This is a genomic window from Sphingomonas sp. IC-56, from assembly GCF_021043375.1.
Lineage (GTDB): Bacteria > Pseudomonadota > Alphaproteobacteria > Sphingomonadales > Sphingomonadaceae > Sphingomonas.
Map to the genome: position 1 here is coordinate 176,493 of NZ_JAJNDV010000001.1, position 16,836 is coordinate 193,328.

Below are 16,836 nucleotides of genomic sequence, written 5' to 3' on the forward strand. Positions count from 1 at the left end.
CGCTCGATCTACGTTGAGCGAGTAAATCGATCACCGAAAGCGAAGCTCTGCGTTTTGCAATGCAGCGAGCCGTGCCTATATCCGCCCTCGAACCAATCACCCCTTCTGGAGGAAATCACACATGGCGCTTATTGGAAGCACGCTGAAGCCGTTCACGACCACTGCCTACAAGGAAGGCAAGTTCGTCGACGTGACGGACGCAGACGTGCGCGGCAAGTGGGCCGTGTTCTTCTTCTACCCCGCCGACTTCACCTTCGTATGCCCGACCGAGTTGGAAGACCTGGCCGACATCTATCCGCAGTTGCAGAAGATGGGCGTCGAAGTGTTCTCGGTGTCGACCGACACGCACTTCAGCCACAAGGCCTGGCACGACACCTCGCCCGCGATCGGTAAGATCAACTACTTCATGCTCGGTGACCAGAACCACGTCCTCGCCAAGAACTTCGACGTACTGCGGGAAGGCCAGGGCTTGGCCGATCGCGGCACCTTCGTCGTTGATCCCGAAGGCGTGATCCAGCTGGTCGAAATCACGTCGGAAGGCGTCGGCCGCAACGCGACCGAACTGCTCCGCAAGATCAAGGCCGCGCAGTACATCGCCGCGCATCCCGGCGAGGTTTGCCCCGCGAAGTGGGAAGAGGGTGAAGAGACCCTGGCCCCGTCGCTCGACCTGGTCGGCAAGATCTAAAGTTCTACCCAGCCCCCTTGGGTGACAATCGGCCCGGGGTGGACCTCTGTCCGTCCCGGGCCGCTTTGTGTCTGATACATAAGGATTCTCCATGCTCGACGCCAATCTGACGCAGCAGCTGAAGGCCTATCTGGTCAACATCCGCGAGCCCATCGAGCTCGTCGCCAGCACCGGTGACGATGCCAAGTCGCGCGAGATGGAAACGCTGCTCAACGAAATCGCCGCGCTGTCCGACAAGATCGACGTCGTTACCGGCGCCGACAAGCGGACGCCTAGCTTCATGATCCGCCGCAAGGGCACCGATATTGGTGTGCGCTTCGCCGGACTGCCGATGGGGCACGAGTTCACCTCGCTGGTGCTCGCCCTTCTTCAGGTCGGCGGCCATCCGTCCAAGGCCGCGCAGGACCTGATCGACCAGGTCAAGAACCTCGACGGCGACTTCGAATTCGAGACCTACTTCTCGCTCAGCTGCCAGAACTGTCCGGACGTGGTGCAGGCGCTGAACCTGATGGCAGTGCTTAACCCGCGCATCAAGCACACCTCGATTGAGGGATCGCTGTTCCAGGCCGAGGTCGAGGCGCGGCAGATCATGTCGGTACCCACCGTGTACCTGAACGGCGAGCCGTTCGCCTCGGGCCGGATGGAGCTGGAGCAGATCGTCGCCAAGATCGACACCGGCGCCACCGCGCGCGCTGCCGAGAAGATCAAGAACAAGGACCCATTCGAGGTTCTGGTAGTCGGCGGTGGTCCCGCCGGTGCTGCGGCCGCAATCTATTCGGCGCGCAAGGGCATCCGCACCGGCGTCGCCGCGGAGCGCTTCGGCGGTCAGGTGCTCGACACCATGTCGATCGAGAACTTCATCTCGGTGCCGCACACCGAGGGCCCGAAGTTGGCCGCGCAGCTGGAGCAGCACGTCAAGGATTATGACGTCGACATCATGAACCTGCAGGCCGCGGCCAAGCTGATCCCGGCGAAGCGCGAAGGCGGGCTGCATGAAGTGGTGCTGGCGAACGGCGCGAGTCTGAAGGCCCGCACCGTGATCCTGTCGACCGGCGCACGCTGGCGTCAGATGAACGTGCCGGGCGAGGACGCGTACCGCAACAAGGGCGTGACGTACTGCCCGCATTGCGATGGCCCGCTCTTCAAGGGTAAGCGCGTAGCGGTGATCGGCGGCGGCAACTCAGGCGTCGAAGCGGCAATCGATCTGGCCGGCATCGTCGCGCATGTGACCCTGATCGAATATGACAGCCAGCTTCGTGCCGACGCGGTGCTCCAGCGCAAGCTGGGATCGCTGCCCAACGTCAAGATCATCACCTCGGCACTCACCACGGAAGTGAAGGGCGATGGGTCGAAGCTGACCAGCCTGACCTACAAGGACCGCAACCACGGCACGACGCATGAGATCGAGCTGGAGGGGATCTTCGTCCAGATCGGCTTGGTGCCGAACACCGAATGGCTGAAGGGCGCTGTCGGGCTGACCCCCCGCGGCGAAATCGAGATCGACGACCGCGGCGAGACCTCGCAAAAGGGCGTGTTCGCGGCGGGCGACTGCACGACCGTGCCGTACAAGCAGATCGTGATCGCGATGGGCGCGGGCTCGACCGCTGCCCTGTCGGCGTTCGATTACCTGATCCGGCTGCCCGCCGACATAGAAGCCGAGGCCGCGTAACCAGCACGCCTTTGTAAATGACGGCGGCGGTTGGGATTTGGGTCCCGGCCGCCGCTTCCGTATCTGCACGGGCCTGGATAAATCGGCAAAACCAATCTATGATGCACCCTCAATCGACAGGGACGATCAGTGGCGCAAACTTACCTACCTACGCTGAAGCAGCTGCAATATCTGGTGGCGCTGCATGATGCCGGCCACTTCGGAAGGGCAGCGGAGGCGTCTTTCGTGACTCAGTCCACCCTGTCCGCTGGCATCCGCGAGCTGGAGACGCTGATCGGCGTGGTGCTGGTCGAGCGGACGCGGCGGGTGGTACGGTTCACGCCGCTGGGCGAGCAGATCGTCGACAAGGCGCGGCGCGTGCTGCGCGAGGCGGAGGAACTAGGTGACCTTGCCCGCGCCGCCGGGCGGCCGCTATCCGGCGAGATGCGGATGAGCGTCATCCCGACGATCGCCCCCTTCCTGCTGCCCCGCATCCTGCCGCGGCTGCGCAAGGACTATCCCGAGCTGAAGCTGTACCTGCGCGAGGAGACCAGCGGCCAGGCGTGCGAGCAGCTCCACCAGGGGCGGACCGACTGCGTATTGCTGGCCCTGCCCTTTTCCTGCGGCGATGTGGAGTCGGCGCCGCTGTTCGACGACCGGCTGTTCGTCGCCTTTCGCGAAGGCGAGATGGACCCGACGCCGATGGTTCGCCCCGCCGATATCGACGAAACTCGCCTGCTGATGCTGGAGGACGGGCACTGCCTGAAGGACCATGCGCTGGCTGCGTGCAACCGGCCCGAACTGCGGGCGGAGGCAACGATGCTAGGCACCTCGCTCCACACTATGGTGCAGATGGTCGACAATGGCCTGGGCGTAACGATGCTGCCGGAGATGGCGGTGTCGGCGGGCATATTGGAGCACACCTCGGTCACCGCGCGCCCGCTGGAAGCGGAGAATGCCGCCCGGCGGATCGCACTGGTATGGCGCAAGGCGAGTCCGCGCGAACGCGACTTCCGGCTGATGGCAGAGGTGTTGAAGCAGACCGCCTGAGGCTGCAGTTCAGCCGCCCCAGCGCTCGGCGGCATGGTCGTCCGATTCCTTTGCCGCGACCCATTCCGCGGCATCGCCGCGACGCTCGCGCTTCCAGAAGGGCGCACCGGTCTTCAGCCGGTCGATCAGGAAGGCGCAAGCTTCCAGCGCCTCCTGCCGGTGATGCGCGGCAGTACCGACGAAAACGATGCGCTCGCCTAGACGCATCCGGCCGACGCGGTGGACGATCGTGGCGCCAAGCAGCGACCAGCGCTCGGCTGCGATCTCAGCTAGCTCGGTCAGCGCCGCCTCCGTCATGCCGGGATAATGTTCAAGCTCGAGCTCCGTCACGCCGCCGTCCGCACGGACGATGCCGGTAAAGCTGGCAATGCCCCCTGCCCCATTCGCTTCGATCGCCGCCAATTCGGTGGCGAGATTTATAGGTTCGGGAGTGACGACTACTCGGATCATCCGCCGGTGACCGGCGGGAAGAGCGCGACTTCACGGGCGCGGCCGAGCGGCGCATCGAGCGGCACGAACTTCTGATCAATGGCAGCGCGAAGCCGCTCGGGCTCGGCAAAAGCTTCTGCATGGCCGGGGCTGCGCTGGGCCAGCCAGGCGACGAGGTCCGCGACAGTTTTAACCTCTTCAGGTGGGTCGATGCGTTCCTGGCCGGTGCCGACGCGTTCGCGTACCCAGGCGAAATAGAGCAGCTCCATCAGCTATCCATGTGCTTCAGGCCGACCCGCAGATAGTCCCAGCCGGTGATGACAGTCAGCAATGCGGCAGCCCAAAGCGCGAGCAGCGCGGCGGGCTCGACCCACTGCCATTCAGGCACTGCCCCGGTGAAGATCAGCGCACCCAAGGCACCCAGCTGAAGCGCGGTCTTCCATTTGGCAAGCCGGGAGACCGGCACCGACACCTGAATGCCGCCCAGGAATTCCCGCAGCCCCGACACTGCAATCTCGCGGGCGAGGATGATCGCTGCCGCGATCACGTGCCAGTCGGCGATGATACCCTTGGCCGCGAGCACCAGGATGACCGCCGCCACCATGATCTTGTCGGCGATCGGGTCTAGGAACACGCCCAGCTTGGATACGGTACCCTGCGTGCGGGCGAGGTACCCGTCGAAATAATCTGTCACGCCCATCGCCACATACAGTGCGAACGCAACGGCGTAGCCGGCGGGCCATTCAGGCCACCACAGGAAGGCCACCAGCAGCGGCAGCGCAAGAATGCGCGAGAGCGTCAGGATGTTCGGCAGCGTCCACATGCAGCCGCTCTAACACCGCCCGGCGTTCAGCGGAATAAGCCGTTGCTGCCACGGGCGGGCACCGGTATGCCACGGCAACATCGGGCGGAACACCGCCGCTGGGGAGCAAGTACAGCATGATCGGTGCGCTCGGGTTGATGAAGGAGCGCCGCTTCCTCCCCCTGTTCGTGACGCAGTTCCTGGGGGCGTTCAACGACAACCTCTTCAAGAACGCGATGATATTCTTCGCGACCTACCAGATCTTCAACTCGGTGGAGGAAGAGACGCGCTTCAGCGCCATCGCCACGGGCATCTTCATCCTGCCCTTCTTCCTGTTCTCCGCGTTAGCCGGACAGCTGGCCGACAGCTACGACAAGGCACGGATCATGCGGATCATCAAGGCCGCCGAGGTGGGCATCATGCTGGTCGGCGCCGCTGGCATCTTCATCAAGAGCCTGCCGCTGATGCTGGTCGCACTCGTCGGCATGGGCGTTCACTCGACGTTCTTCGGACCAATCAAATACGCGATCATCCCGCAGCACATGGCGGAAGACGAAGTGCTGGGCGCCACCGGGATGGTGGAGGCCGGGACCTATATCGCGATCCTGTGCGGCACGATCGCCGGTGGGCTGATCAGCCCGACCTTTGCCGCGTTCGCCGTCATCGGCGTAGCGTGCATCGGGTGGCTTGCGTCCTTGAAGATCCCGCCGGCGCCCCCGCTCACTAAGCTGAAGATCGACTACAACATCTTCCGCTCGTCCTACCGGCTGATCGCCGCGACGATGCACATCCGCAGGCTGTATTTGGCGATCATTGCGATTAGCGTGTTCTGGACGATCGCCGCAGTGCTGGGCGTCCTGTTCCCGCCGCTGGTGAAGAACGTGTTCCACGCGCAGAAGGATGTGGCGAGCGTGTTCCTCGGCATCTTCTCGGTCGGGATCGCGATCGGATCGGTAATCATCAACCGGCTGCTCAAGGGCGAAGTGTCGGCGAAGTACGCGGTCGCATCGGTGCTCGCGATGGCGGTGTTCGTGATCGACTTCCACTTCACCGCACGTTTCTGGCCGGTCGGGGAAGGCCCGCTTCTCGACACCGCCGACTTCATTGCCCATCCAGCGGCGTGGCACGTGCTGGCAGACTTAGCGATGATCGCGATTACCGGCGGCATGTTCGTTGTGCCGCTCTATGCCTTCCTGACCACCACGGTGGAGAAGTCGCAGACCGCGCGGACGGTGGCGGCGAACAACATCGTGAACTCAGGGGCGATGGTGATCGGGTCGGTGGGCATTTTCGGCATCACCAACATTCCCGGCGTCAGCGTAGCGGACTGCATGTGGGTGGTGGTGGCGCTGTGCCTGGCATCAGCCTGGTGCGCGTGGCGGCTGCGGCAGGCCGAGCATGCGCCGCATGACCCGGACCTGATCCCCTAAAGCAGGAACGTGTAGAAGCAGACGAAGAAGGCGCTGAAGCTCAAAGCGAAGAGCTTCACGTCATTGTCGTCGCGCTCGATCCTGGCACGGGCCACGGCTCGGCGGACATGGCTGCGGAAGGGGTGGCGTTGGGCATGGCCCTCGATCACTAGGCGGCGCTGCATGGTGTATTGTTAACGCTTTGTTTACGATTTCGACCAGCGGTAGTTTTCCGCGGCAGCGTCCAGCTTCGGAACAGATGGACAGCATCTTGTAGACGCGGAAATTCGCAATCCGAGGTGTGGCTTGCTTTGGGGGAGTCCGTCCCCTACGCCGGTGACGATACCAATGTGATACCGGAGACCAGGGATGACCCGAGGCATGTTCCCGCTCGTGACGCTAGGCTTGGTCAGTGCAGTGGCGAGCCCGGCAGCGGCGCAGCCGGTGACCCTGCCCGAACTGTTCCCCGCACCTGTCTCGGTCACGCTGGGCAAGGGCTCGTTCGCGCTGGGCAGGTCCGTGGTGCTGGTTGTGGCGCCGGGGGTTGAGCCCGAGACCGTTGCCTTAGTGCGCACCATCCTGGCCTCGGCGGGGGTGGAGACGATCACCACCGCCCGGCAGCTGCCGAAGAGCCCTGAGCGCCCGCACATCGTGCTGGGCACCGGTGATGCGGCGGTCATCCGCGATGCGCTTGCCCGCACCCGCACGGCCCGTGATGGCCATGCCGAAGGGTATACGATCGCCAGCATGGCGAGCGGCAGCGGCGGCGGTGTCGTCACGCTCGCCGGTGCGGACGCCAGCGGCCTGTTTCATGCCGTCCAGACCTTCCGCCAGCTGGTGCGGCGCCCGACCCTGCCGGCGCTGGTGATCCAGGATCACCCAGCCATGCCGATCCGCGGCACGATCGAGGGCTTTTACGGCGCGCCCTGGACCATGGCGGACCGGGCGAAGCATCTCGACTTCCTCGCCACGGTGAAGGCGAACACCTATGTCTACAGCCCCAAGGACGATCCGTTCGCGCGCGACCGGTGGCGCGAGCCCTATCCCGCCGCGACGCTGAGCTCGCTCGGCACGCTGGTGAGCGCGGCGCGGCGCAACCATGTCGATTTCGTCTATGCGATCTCGCCCGGGCCGACGGTGTGCTTCTCCGATCCCAAGGACCAGCAGGCGCTGGAGCGCAAGTTCGAAGCGCTGCGCGGCATCGGCGTGCACAGCTTCTACGTCGCGCTGGACGACATCGAATACACCAAGTGGAATTGTGAAGGCGACAAGGCGGCGTTCGGCCCGTCCGGCGCCGAAGCCGCAGGCATCGCCCAGTCCAAGCTGCTGAACGCGGTGCAGGCCAGCCTGGTCGCGCGGGATCCCGCGTCGCGCCCGCTGATCATGGTGCCGACCGAATATTACGACGCCAAGGAAACGCCCTACAAGGCGGCGCTGCGCAAGTATCTCGACCCGCGCGTGGTGGTGCAATGGACTGGCACCGACGTGGTACCGCCCGCCATCTCCGTCCCCGATGCCAAGGCCGCGACCAAGGCGTTCGGACGCAAGACGCTGTTGTGGGACAATTACCCGGTCAACGATTATGCGCAGACCACCGGAAGGCTGTTGATGGCGCCCTATACGCGGCGCGAGGCGGGGCTTGCGGGCGAGTTGACCGGCATCCTGTCCAACCCAATGAACCAGGAGGCACCGAGCCGCGTGGCGGTGACGGGCGTGGTCGCCTTTGCTTGGAACGACAAGGGCTACGATGCCGAACGCACCTGGCACGCCAGCGCACGCGAACTGGCGGGCGGCGACGCACGCGCGACGGCGGCGCTGCTGACCTTTTTCGACACGCAGCACCTTGCGCCGACCTTCGGCACCCAGGCATGGCAGGAACAGGCGCCCAAGTTGAAGGCGGTGCTGGACGACGTTCGCAGGGCGATCGACCATGGCGATGCCTCCACACGGCGCCAGGCAATCGCCGATTTGTCGCGCGAGGCGGACACGCTGGCCAACGCGCCCGATATCATCCGCTCGGGCACCGTGGACCCGGGCTTCGCCGCGCAGGCACGCCCCTGGTTGGAAGCGATGGAGATGTGGGGCCGTGCGCTTCAGCTGACCGCTGCCGGACTGGACGCAGCCGAGCGCGGCAGCAGTGCGGCAGGGCGGTATTTCGCCGACGCCAAGCAGCGCGCCGCGCAGGCCGCAGCGGTGCAATCGATCCCCGGCGCGACCCGCTTCGATGGGCCGATCAAGATCGCCGATGGCGTGCTGGACCGGTTCATCGCCGACGCGCCGACCCTGATCGCCTTTCAGACCGTCCCCGCTGGGCAGTGAGGGGGCGGCCCGGCGCGCCTGGCGCTTGGCTATCGGGTGTGCGGCAGGAGCACGGCTACGTCAGGTGCTTCGTCGGGTGGCGATCTTCGCCGCTGCCTAGGGCTTGATCGGGTGGCTTGAAGCGAACGGTTCCCCGGCGAAGGCCGGAGCCCAGTTGCCACGTTGTTCGAGAGGGTGGTCCCAGCTCACCGGGTTCATTGAGGCTGGGCCCCGGCCTTCGCCGGGGAACTGCTTTCAGAGGGTGGATCGGGCTTATTGCGGACGCAGGAGTGGTGGCGGAGTGCTGATGCGTTAGGATTGGCCGAGTGGGCGCTGTAGCGATCAGCCTGGTCGGCATGACCTTGGATCCTCGCAACGCCAGCCGCCGAGCCCGTATCGGCCCGGCGGCTGTCTGCGGAGACATCCTCCTAGAACGTCCATATGGTTGGACTTGGCGCGCACGCTAGGAGCGGCGCCGGGTGCGGTCAATCAGCCTTGCCGGGGCTACGTCCGTGCTTTCGTCGCTTTGCCGAAGCTTGTGGCGGCGGCGCTACAGACCAATAGATGACATGGAGCCTATCGGAAGGCGGGGCCGGTGCTGGCGCGGATCATGAGCTGGTGATCGAGCACCAGCTGCGGTTCGGCGGTGTTCTCCCCCAGCATAAGATCGGCGGCCGCCCAGGCCAGCTCATGCACCGGCTGGCGCAGCGTGGTCAGTGGCGGCCACACCGCCTTGGCAAGGTCGCTGTCGTCGAAGCCGGCGATGGAGAGCCGGTCGGGAACGGCGATGTCACGCTCATGCGCCAGCGCCAACGCGCCGGCGGCCATGTCGTCATTGCCAGCGAAGATCGCCGTGGGCGCGGGCTTGCGGTCCAGCAGCTTGCGTGCCGCCTGGGAGCCGGAGGTGAAGCTGTAGTCACCCGCCACCACCAGATCGGGATCGAACGGGATGCCGGCGGCCTCCATCTCCAGGCGATATCCCTGAAGGCGATTTGCGGAGGAGACGTGGCTTTCGGGACCGCGGATGAAGGCGATGTCGCGGTGACCAAGCCCGATCAGGTGGCGCGTGACTTCGCGAGCGGCGGCGATGTCGTCCATGCTGGTCGCCATCCCGGCGCCCGCACGAATGCCCGGCGCGATCCGCACATATGGCACGCCACGCGCATCGAGCGCATCAAGCAAGGCGGCGACTTCGGTGATGGGCGGAGACAGGATTAGCCCGTCGAGATGCGCCTCGTCGATCAGCGCCATGATCTCGGGCACCAGGTCCGGCGCCTGGCTGTCGATGGGCTGGAGCAGCAGGCGATAGCCGAGATCGGTGCAGCGCTGCTGTGCCCCGGTCTGGATATGATACACATAGTAAGGGCTGGGATTGTCGTAGAGCAGCGCGACCTGGAAGGAGCGGCGCCCGGCGAGCATTCGAGCCGCCTGGCTGGGGCGGAAGTTGAGACGGGCGACAACCTCCTCCACCCTGCGGCGGGTTTCTTCGCTGACATGCTTTTCGTTGTTGAGAACGCGCGACACGGTCTTGAACGAGACCCCCGCGATCTTCGACACTTCCTTGATGGTCGGCCGACCGGACATCGCTTTCCCCCTGTACGGAACGAACTGCCCGCTTGTGTCGCGGCATATTGGAGCGGCGGGGTATCACGCAAGCCCCTGAGGCCCCTCCCTGCACCCCTCTGGCCTCACCGCGAGGTCCGGGAGCCATGCAGGGCCGATCGAGGCGCTACGCGCCCTGTGCGGGCTCCGGAGCGGGTACCGACTCGACGGTGACTGCCTGGGCGATCAGCCCGCCATGGCCGAAAATCGTCAGGAAGCTGACATCGGTGGCGTCGCGCCCGACGCCGATGCGGATAATGTGCTCGGGCCGGGCAAGCCCGCTGGCATCGACGAGGTGCCAGGCCCCGTCGAGCCACACCTCGGCCACGGCATGGAAGTCCTGCGGCGTCACGCGCCAGCCATAGGCGCCAACCATTCTGGCGGGTATGTCGGCGGCGCGCACCATGGCGATCAGCAGATGGGCGAAATCGCGGCACACGCCCTGACGCTGGAGATAGGTGTCGGAGGCGGAGGTGCGGGAGTCGCTGACGCCGGGTAGATATTCGATATGGGTGGCTATCCAGGCGGCGATGGCGAGCACCTTGTCGCCGCCGGTCAGGTGGCCGAACGAGCGCGCGACAAAATTTTCGAAGCGGTCGGAGTCGCAGTAGCGGCTGGGCCAGAGATAGCCGATGACTTCGGCGGGCAATCGGTGCTTCGGCGAAATGGGAAGCCCCGCCATGGCGATGACGGGGCGATCGATCTCCACCAGCGCAGTGTAGTGCGCGGTGATGCGGCCGGCGCCGCTCGCCCAGGTACGGCGGCCGACCCCCTCCTCCGCCGCAACCGGAGTCAGCGGACCTGTGCCCCAGAGCGTCAGCTTGTCCGAAACCAGCCGCTGGTCGGCCAACTGGGCGACCTCTAGCGCCAGGAGGAGGTCGGCGGGGGCCGAGAGTTGATAATCCAGCGATGCGGTGATGGCGAAATACACCTGGTGGCGCCTAAGGCAGATGTGCCGAGCGATCCATATACCGTGTTACTTTGCGGGCGGGAGCGCGGCGTGCCAGTCGGCATAGGGCGTGTTGCGGGCAAGGCGACGATTGTAATCGGGCGCGCCGTCGTCCCACCAGGGCGGTCCACGTTCGCCCAGTGCGATCTTGGCCGCGTCCACCGCAGCGCGGGCCTGCGCCTCAGCGACGGGGTCGCTGGTCTTTCGCGCCGCACCGACTGCGCGGCGAGCCGTCATCAGTTCGGCGACCAACTGCTCGCGCCGCTCCGCTGGAAGCGCCGGATCGGACATCCGCCACAGGCGACCGTTCACCACGAAATAGCGGCCGTCGGGCGTTACAGGATGAAGAGGTTTAGCCACGCTCTAGTGGCGGGAACAGGCTGCTTTGGGCCTGCGCGCCTGATCCAACAGGCAAGGGGAAATGGTGGAGCCGAGGGGGATCGAACCCCTGACCTCTGCAATGCCATTGCAGCGCTCTCCCAGCTGAGCTACGGCCCCACACCCCGGGAAGGCGGCCCCTCTAAAAGGGCTCCGCCGGGTTGGCAAGGGCAGTTTTCGCATTTTCTGCCCTTGCCGGAAAACTTTTACTGCTCGTCTTCGTCCTTGACGGTTTCGACGCCCAGATCGTCGTCGCCGCCCAGATCGACGTCGTCGTCGGCCGAGGGCTCCTCGTCATCGGCGCCGATGCCCAGATCCTCATCGCCCAGATCGGAATCCTCGCCCTTGTTCTTGGCGGCATCCGACTTCACCACCTCGAACGGCAGCGGCTGCTTGGACTTCAGGATCGGCTCGGGCTCCCAGGCGAAGGAGCAGTTGATGCAGGTGACGGGCTCGTCCTTCTGCAGATCGTAGAACCGCGTCCCGCACTTCGGGCACGCGCGCTTGGTGCCCCATTCCGGCTTCACCATGTGTTGCCTCTTGCCTTTCAAGATATCAGGATTTTCGGGTGTGACCCGGAAAAGTGGGGGGCGCCTTGCCACGGCACAAGCCGGCTGTCAAAGCCGCCGCGATGTCGCACCCTGCCCCCCGCCCCCTGTCCGTCTCCGCTCGCGGCCCGCTTCGGGGCACGCTTACCGTGCCTGGAGACAAGTCGATCAGCCACCGCGCGCTGATGTTCTCGGCGTTGGCGGTGGGCGAAAGCCGGATCCGCGGACTGCTGGAGGGTGAGGACGTGCTGGCGACGGCCGCGGCGATGCGCGCGATGGGCGCGACGATCGAGCGCGACGGCGATGGCAGCTGGCGGGTGCAGGGGGTGGGTGTCGGCGGGCTGCTCCAGCCGGCGCAGGCGCTGGACATGGGTAATTCGGGCACGTCGACGCGGCTGCTGATGGGGCTGGTGTCGAGCCATGCGATCACGGCGACCTTTACGGGCGACGCCTCGCTGTCGGGACGGCCGATGGGACGGGTGATCGAGCCCTTGTCGCAGATGGGCGCCAATATTCAGGCGAGCCCGGGCGGGCGGCTGCCGCTGATGGTGCGCGGGCTCTGCCCGGCGGTGCCGATCACCTATAGGCTGCCCGTGGCCTCGGCGCAGGTGAAGTCGGCGGTCCTGCTGGCCGGGCTGAACACGCCCGGGATCACGCGGGTGATCGAACCGGTGCCTACGCGGGATCATAGTGAGCGGATGCTGCGGGGGTTTGGCGCCGAGGTCACCGTCGAGGATGGGCCAGAGGGCAAGATCATCTCCATCCGGGGGGAAGCCGAGCTCAGGCCGCAGGCGATCGAAGTGCCGGGGGACCCGTCTTCTGCCGGGTTCTGGATGGTGGCGGCGTCGATCGTTCCGGGCTCCGACATCGTGATCCGCAATGTGTGCATGAACCCGACGCGGACCGGGTTGATCATTGCGCTCAAGCTGATGGGCGCGGACATCGTCGAACTAGAGGCGCGTGAGGTCGGCGGGGAGCCGGTGGCGGACCTGCAGGTGCGGCATGCGACCCTGAAGGCCATCGAGGTGCCCGCCGATCTGGCACCGAGCATGATCGACGAATATCCGATCCTGTTCGTGGCGGCGGCGATGGCCCAGGGGCGGACGGTGGCGCGGGGCGCGCATGAGCTGCGGGTCAAGGAGTCGGATCGGATCGCGGCGATGCGCGCGGCGCTGGAGGCTGCAGGCGTGCGGTGCCAGGAGTTCGAGGACGGACTGGCGATCGAGGGATCGGGCGGTGCGCCGCTCCCCGGCGGCGGCGCGGTTGCTTCGCTGCTGGATCACCGTATCGCGATGAGCATGACGGTGGCGGGACTGGCCGCGGCCAAGCCCATCGCGATCGACGATGTGGGTCCGGTGGCGACGAGCTATCCCGATTTCTTCCAGACGCTCGACGCGCTGACCGGAGGTGCTGCGTGAGCGCGCTGGTTATTGCCGTCGATGGTCCGGCGGCTTCGGGCAAGGGTACCATCGCGCGGGCACTGGCGCGGCATTATGGGTTGCCGCACCTCGATACCGGGCTGCTGTACCGCGCGGTGGCGGCGACAGTGCTGCGCGGTGGGCTCGATCCAACGCTAGAGGCGGATGCCGTGAGCGCATGCGGGTTCGAAGACGAGCTGCTCGCCGATGCGTGGCTGCGCACGGACGATGTCGGCAAGATCGCCTCGGTCGTGTCGGCGCATCCACGGGTGCGCGCGGCGCTGCTCGCGCGCCAAAAGGCCTTTGCTACGCAGCCGGGCGGCGCGGTTCTCGACGGGCGTGACATCGGCACGGTGATCGCACCGGACGCCGACGCCAAGCTGTTCATCCAGGCGACGCCGGAAATCCGCGCGGAGCGCCGCCACCGGGAACTGCAAAAGGCCGGGCTCGCCCCCGACATGGACACGGTGCTGGCCGATATCCGCGCCCGCGACGAGCGCGACTCCAGCCGCAGCGACGCACCGATGGTGGCCGCGCAGGACGCGGTTCTGCTCGACACCACCACCCTGTCGATCGAGGCCGCAGTGCAGCGGGCAGTCGAACTGGTCGAGACGCAGCGCTGACTTGAGGAGGGCGGGCCTGGACTGCCCGCTTCTTCTTGCGAAAATTATGCGTTTAGCTTAAAGCGCGCGCGTCCGGCGAGTGCAAGCTCGCGGAGGAAGGCGCGGAGAGGTGACTCTTACGCGCCCTTTTCGCATTAGAACCGCGTCTGTTCCTCCGCTTGCAAGCGCCCGATGGATGCCGCGACCGGCATGAGGCCGCCGCGGCAATTCTGGCCTCCAAGACCGCCGGATCCAACCGGTTGGCCGGAAAAACGTAAGACAGGAACTCTAATTCATGGCCACTGCGGCAAACCCAACACGCGATGATTTCGCGGCAATGCTGGATGAGACCTTCGGTTCGGCGGACGGCTTCGAAGGCCGCGTCGTAATCGGTACGGTCACCGGCATCGAAAATGATCTGGCCGTCATCGACGTCGGTCTGAAGTCCGAAGGCCGCGTGCCGCTGCGCGAATTCGCAGCGCCGGGTCAGAAGGCGGACCTCAAGGTTGGCGACGAAGTCGAAGTCTATGTCGACCGCGTCGAGAACGCGAATGGCGAAGCGATGCTCAGCCGCGACCGCGCCCGCCGCGAAGCCGCCTGGGACAAGCTGGAAACCGAATTCGCCAGCACCGCACGCGTCGAAGGCGTGATCTTCGGCCGCGTGAAGGGCGGCTTCACCGTCGATCTGTCGGGCGCCGTGGCGTTCCTGCCGGGCTCGCAGGTCGATATCCGTCCGGTGCGTGACGTCACCCCGCTGATGGACATCCCGCAGCCCTTCCAGATCCTGAAGATGGACCGCAAGCGCGGCAACATCGTCGTGTCGCGTCGCGCGATCCTGGAAGAGACCCGCGCCGAGCAGCGTTCGGGCCTGATCCAGAGCCTGGCCGAGGGCCAGGTGATCGACGGCGTCGTCAAGAACATCACCGATTACGGTGCGTTCGTTGACCTGGGCGGCATCGACGGCCTGCTGCACGTCACCGATCTGAGCTACAAGCGCGTCAACCATCCGAGCGAAGTGCTTGAGATCGGCCAGACGGTGAAGGTGCAGATCATCCGCATCAACCGCGACACGCAGCGCATCAGCCTGGGCATGAAGCAGCTCGAGAGCGATCCGTGGGAAGGCGCCGGCGCCAAGTATCCGGTGGGCGCACGCGTCTCCGGCCGCGTCACCAACATCACCGAGTATGGTGCATTCGTCGAACTGGAAGCTGGCATCGAAGGCCTGGTCCACGTTTCGGAAATGTCCTGGACCAAGAAGAACGTCCATCCGGGCAAGATCGTGTCGACTTCGCAGGAAGTGGACGTGGTCATCCTCGAGGTCGATCAGGAAAAGCGCCGCATCTCGCTTGGCCTCAAGCAGGCCCAGTCGAACCCGTGGGATGCCTTCGCAGCAGCCCATCCGGTCGGCTCGACCGTGGAAGGCGAAGTCAAGAACGCCACCGAGTTCGGCCTGTTCATCGGCCTGGACAACGACGTCGACGGCATGGTCCACATGTCCGACATCGCATGGGGCATCTCGGGCGAGGACGCGCTCAACCTGCACCGCAAGGGCGAGACCGTTCAGGCCGTTGTTCTGGCGATCGAGCCCGACAAGGAGCGCATCAGCCTGGGCATGAAGCAGCTCGAGCGCGGCGGCCCGTCGGCAGCCACCTCGGCAGGTGCTGGTGACCGCCTGAACAAGAACCAGGTCGTCACCGTGACCGTTCTGGAAGTCCGCGACGCGGGCCTTGAGGTTCAGGTTGGCGACGATGGCGCCACCGGCTTCATCAAGCGCACCGATCTGGGCCGCGACCGCGACGAGCAGCGTCCGGAGCGTTTCCAGGTCGGCCAGAAGTTCGACGCCATGGTCACCGGTTTCGACCGTTCGAAGAAGCCGACCTTCTCGGTCAAGGCGATGCAGATCGCCGAAGAGAAGCAGGCCGTTCAGCAGTACGGTTCGTCCGACTCGGGCGCATCGCTGGGCGACATTCTCGGCGAGGCCCTCAAGGCCCGCAACGAGAAGGCGTAAGCTGTTTGGGGGAGTGGCGATGCCGCTCCCCCCTTCGCTTGAATATTCACGACTTCACACATGTTCCGGTTGCTGACCGAGCTTTGCTGGGTCTAGGATGCACGCCGGGGAATGTGTTGCGCGGGAAAGCTTTTTCCCGCGTTCCATTGGAGGAATGCGGATGATCCGTTCGGAACTGGTCCGGATGCTTGTCGAGGAAAATCCGGGCCTTTCGGTCCGTGAAGTCGAGAAGGTCGTGACGGTGTTTTTCGACGAGATCGTTGGCCGCCTGAGCCAGGATGGTCGGGTCGAGCTTCGCGGCTTCGGCGCTTTCTCCACGCGTGCGCGCGATGCCCGCACCGGACGCAACCCGCGTACCGGCGAGTCGGTCGATGTGGACGCCAAGCGCGTCCCCTATTTCAAGCCCGGCAAGGAAATGCGCGTGCGGCTGAACGTGTCGTAAGACGACGTTCCTGCGTGAAACGAGATTGAGCCCGGTAGGACATCCTGCCGGGCTTTTTCGTGCCTGGTTGGGATGGCGTGGCGCTGGGTTTGGGGGACGCGCCTCTGGGCGGCTTTCGGGCCACGTGGCCGTGCTTTGCGCATGCTCCCCGCCGTTATTGTTCACGTTCCCCTCCCTGCCAGGGAGGGGTTAGGGGTGGGTAGGAAAAGGACGGGCTCGATGCCCGGCCTTTTCCCTTCCGAGCAGCGTGTCGGGCTCGCTGCGCTCGCACCAGCATCAGGTGAACAGCGCCCCGCGCTGTTCAGGTCATGCCGGGGGCATGGCCGACCTGTTGCTCCCAGCCCCTCCCTTACAGGGAGGGGAGCGTGGAATGCTGGCTGTCGACGGCCGGACGGGTGAACAGCGCGCCGGCCTTTCCGCTCTCGGGAAGCGATCGACACCGGCGGACGCAGTCCCAGTTGCGGTGAGTCGCTAAGGTGAGATGCCATTTCAGAGTGCACCGTAGCTGGGCCCCGGCCTTCGCCGGGGATCCCGTTTGTGTCGAGATTGAGGTTTCTCCCCACCTTTA

General features: G+C 65.5%; 17 protein-coding genes and 1 tRNA gene. 9 read left to right on the forward strand and 9 right to left on the reverse strand.

The features are described from left to right. The first annotated feature begins 121 nt into the window (after positions 1–121). The 3 genes from ahpC to LQ953_RS00930 all read left to right on the forward strand — a co-directional run bounded on the left by ahpC (position 122) and on the right by LQ953_RS00930 (position 3,383). Complete coding sequence (ahpC, locus tag LQ953_RS00920) at positions 122–685, forward strand: alkyl hydroperoxide reductase subunit C (protein WP_231028573.1); 564 nt, start codon at positions 122–124, stop codon at positions 683–685. 91 nt (positions 686–776) lie between these two features. After that, positions 777–2,354, forward strand: coding sequence for an alkyl hydroperoxide reductase subunit F (gene ahpF / locus LQ953_RS00925; protein ID WP_231028574.1), 1,578 nt, complete (start codon positions 777–779; stop codon positions 2,352–2,354). A gap of 129 nt (positions 2,355–2,483) precedes the next feature. Further along, the gene (locus tag LQ953_RS00930) at positions 2,484–3,383 is read left to right on the forward strand and encodes a hydrogen peroxide-inducible genes activator (RefSeq protein WP_231028575.1); all 900 of its coding nucleotides are present in this window, start codon (positions 2,484–2,486) and stop codon (positions 3,381–3,383) included. A gap of 9 nt (positions 3,384–3,392) precedes the next feature. Here LQ953_RS00930 and LQ953_RS00935 read toward each other — a convergent pair whose 3' ends face one another. From LQ953_RS00935 to pgsA, 3 genes are read right to left on the reverse strand one after another with little or no spacing between them, the layout of a single operon-like run. After that, a complete protein-coding gene (locus LQ953_RS00935; RefSeq protein ID WP_231028576.1) occupies positions 3,393–3,833 on the reverse strand; it encodes a molybdenum cofactor biosynthesis protein MoaE in 441 nt (146 codons plus the stop codon). Next, positions 3,830–4,081, reverse strand: coding sequence for a molybdopterin converting factor subunit 1 (moaD, locus tag LQ953_RS00940; RefSeq protein ID WP_231028577.1), 252 nt, complete (start codon positions 4,079–4,081; stop codon positions 3,830–3,832). Before moaD ends, LQ953_RS00935 begins: the two co-directional genes overlap by 4 nt. Beyond that, positions 4,081–4,635, reverse strand: a complete 555-nt coding sequence (pgsA, locus tag LQ953_RS00945) for a CDP-diacylglycerol--glycerol-3-phosphate 3-phosphatidyltransferase (RefSeq protein WP_231028578.1) — start codon at positions 4,633–4,635, stop codon at positions 4,081–4,083. Before pgsA ends, moaD begins: the two co-directional genes overlap by 1 nt. Positions 4,636–4,751: 116 nt before the next feature. Here pgsA and LQ953_RS00950 point away from each other — a divergent pair, with 116 nt between their 5' ends. Continuing rightward, positions 4,752–6,044, forward strand: a complete 1,293-nt coding sequence (locus LQ953_RS00950) for an MFS transporter (RefSeq protein ID WP_231028579.1) — start codon at positions 4,752–4,754, stop codon at positions 6,042–6,044. Here the strand turns inward: LQ953_RS00950 and LQ953_RS00955 are convergent. Continuing rightward, entirely contained in the window at positions 6,041–6,208 is a 168-nt protein-coding gene (locus tag LQ953_RS00955; protein WP_231028580.1) for a hypothetical protein, read from the reverse strand. The genes LQ953_RS00950 and LQ953_RS00955 overlap by 4 nt on opposite strands. 196 nt (positions 6,209–6,404) lie before the next feature. Between LQ953_RS00955 and LQ953_RS00960 the strand changes: the two genes are divergently transcribed. Beyond that, positions 6,405–8,342, forward strand: coding sequence for a beta-N-acetylglucosaminidase domain-containing protein (locus LQ953_RS00960; RefSeq protein ID WP_231028581.1), 1,938 nt, complete (start codon positions 6,405–6,407; stop codon positions 8,340–8,342). Positions 8,343–8,897: 555 nt separating this feature from the next. Here LQ953_RS00960 and LQ953_RS00965 read toward each other — a convergent pair. The 5 genes from LQ953_RS00965 to LQ953_RS00985 all read right to left on the reverse strand — a co-directional run bounded on the left by LQ953_RS00965 (position 8,898) and on the right by LQ953_RS00985 (position 11,780). Next, positions 8,898–9,905: a LacI family DNA-binding transcriptional regulator gene (locus tag LQ953_RS00965; protein ID WP_231028582.1), complete on the reverse strand. Its 1,008-nt coding sequence runs from the start codon at positions 9,903–9,905 to the stop codon at positions 8,898–8,900. Positions 9,906–10,050: 145 nt separating this feature from the next. After that, positions 10,051–10,854, reverse strand: a complete 804-nt coding sequence (locus LQ953_RS00970; protein WP_231028583.1) for a transglutaminase-like domain-containing protein — start codon at positions 10,852–10,854, stop codon at positions 10,051–10,053. A gap of 45 nt (positions 10,855–10,899) precedes the next feature. After that, positions 10,900–11,163 (reverse strand): hypothetical protein, encoded by a 264-nt coding sequence (locus tag LQ953_RS00975; protein WP_231029219.1) that lies wholly within the window; start codon positions 11,161–11,163, stop codon positions 10,900–10,902. A 131-nt stretch (positions 11,164–11,294) separates the two neighbouring features. Beyond that, positions 11,295–11,370, reverse strand: a tRNA-Ala gene (locus LQ953_RS00980). An 86-nt stretch (positions 11,371–11,456) separates the two neighbouring features. Then, positions 11,457–11,780, reverse strand: coding sequence for a TIGR02300 family protein (locus tag LQ953_RS00985; protein WP_231028584.1), 324 nt, complete (start codon positions 11,778–11,780; stop codon positions 11,457–11,459). 101 nt (positions 11,781–11,881) lie between these two features. On the opposite strand from LQ953_RS00985, the gene aroA reads away from it, so the two are divergent. The 4 genes from aroA to ihfB all read left to right on the forward strand — a co-directional run bounded on the left by aroA (position 11,882) and on the right by ihfB (position 16,268). Beyond that, positions 11,882–13,216: a 3-phosphoshikimate 1-carboxyvinyltransferase gene (gene aroA, locus LQ953_RS00990; protein ID WP_231028585.1), complete on the forward strand. Its 1,335-nt coding sequence runs from the start codon at positions 11,882–11,884 to the stop codon at positions 13,214–13,216. Between the two features lie 5 nt (positions 13,217–13,221). Beyond that, on the forward strand, positions 13,222–13,839 hold the full coding sequence (gene cmk / locus LQ953_RS00995; RefSeq protein ID WP_231029220.1) for a (d)CMP kinase: 618 nt from the start codon (positions 13,222–13,224) through the stop codon (positions 13,837–13,839). A gap of 274 nt (positions 13,840–14,113) precedes the next feature. Then, positions 14,114–15,826, forward strand: coding sequence for a 30S ribosomal protein S1 (gene rpsA / locus LQ953_RS01000; RefSeq protein ID WP_231028586.1), 1,713 nt, complete (start codon positions 14,114–14,116; stop codon positions 15,824–15,826). A 160-nt stretch (positions 15,827–15,986) separates the two neighbouring features. Beyond that, the gene (ihfB, locus tag LQ953_RS01005; protein ID WP_231028587.1) at positions 15,987–16,268 is read left to right on the forward strand and encodes an integration host factor subunit beta; all 282 of its coding nucleotides are present in this window, start codon (positions 15,987–15,989) and stop codon (positions 16,266–16,268) included. The last annotated feature ends 568 nt before the right edge of the window (positions 16,269–16,836 follow it).

What these genes read in the sequence shown, in the direction of transcription:
- ahpC (WP_231028573.1), top strand. Translation starts at nt 122, where the DNA reads ATGGCGCTTATTGGAAGCACGCTGAAGCCGTTCACGACCACTGCCTAC.
- ahpF (WP_231028574.1), top strand. Translation starts at nt 777, where the DNA reads ATGCTCGACGCCAATCTGACGCAGCAGCTGAAGGCCTATCTGGTCAAC.
- LQ953_RS00935 (WP_231028576.1), bottom strand. Translation starts at nt 3,833, where the DNA reads ATGATCCGAGTAGTCGTCACTCCCGAACCTATAAATCTCGCCACCGAA.
- moaD (WP_231028577.1), bottom strand. Translation starts at nt 4,081, where the DNA reads ATGGAGCTGCTCTATTTCGCCTGGGTACGCGAACGCGTCGGCACCGGC.
- pgsA (WP_231028578.1), bottom strand. Translation starts at nt 4,635, where the DNA reads ATGTGGACGCTGCCGAACATCCTGACGCTCTCGCGCATTCTTGCGCTG.
- LQ953_RS00950 (WP_231028579.1), top strand. Translation starts at nt 4,752, where the DNA reads ATGATCGGTGCGCTCGGGTTGATGAAGGAGCGCCGCTTCCTCCCCCTG.
- LQ953_RS00955 (WP_231028580.1), bottom strand. Translation starts at nt 6,208, where the DNA reads ATGCAGCGCCGCCTAGTGATCGAGGGCCATGCCCAACGCCACCCCTTC.
- LQ953_RS00960 (WP_231028581.1), top strand. Translation starts at nt 6,405, where the DNA reads ATGTTCCCGCTCGTGACGCTAGGCTTGGTCAGTGCAGTGGCGAGCCCG.
- LQ953_RS00965 (WP_231028582.1), bottom strand. Translation starts at nt 9,905, where the DNA reads ATGTCCGGTCGGCCGACCATCAAGGAAGTGTCGAAGATCGCGGGGGTC.
- LQ953_RS00975 (WP_231029219.1), bottom strand. Translation starts at nt 11,163, where the DNA reads ATGTCCGATCCGGCGCTTCCAGCGGAGCGGCGCGAGCAGTTGGTCGCC.
- LQ953_RS00985 (WP_231028584.1), bottom strand. Translation starts at nt 11,780, where the DNA reads ATGGTGAAGCCGGAATGGGGCACCAAGCGCGCGTGCCCGAAGTGCGGG.
- aroA (WP_231028585.1), top strand. Translation starts at nt 11,882, where the DNA reads ATGTCGCACCCTGCCCCCCGCCCCCTGTCCGTCTCCGCTCGCGGCCCG.
- rpsA (WP_231028586.1), top strand. Translation starts at nt 14,114, where the DNA reads ATGGCCACTGCGGCAAACCCAACACGCGATGATTTCGCGGCAATGCTG.
- ihfB (WP_231028587.1), top strand. Translation starts at nt 15,987, where the DNA reads ATGATCCGTTCGGAACTGGTCCGGATGCTTGTCGAGGAAAATCCGGGC.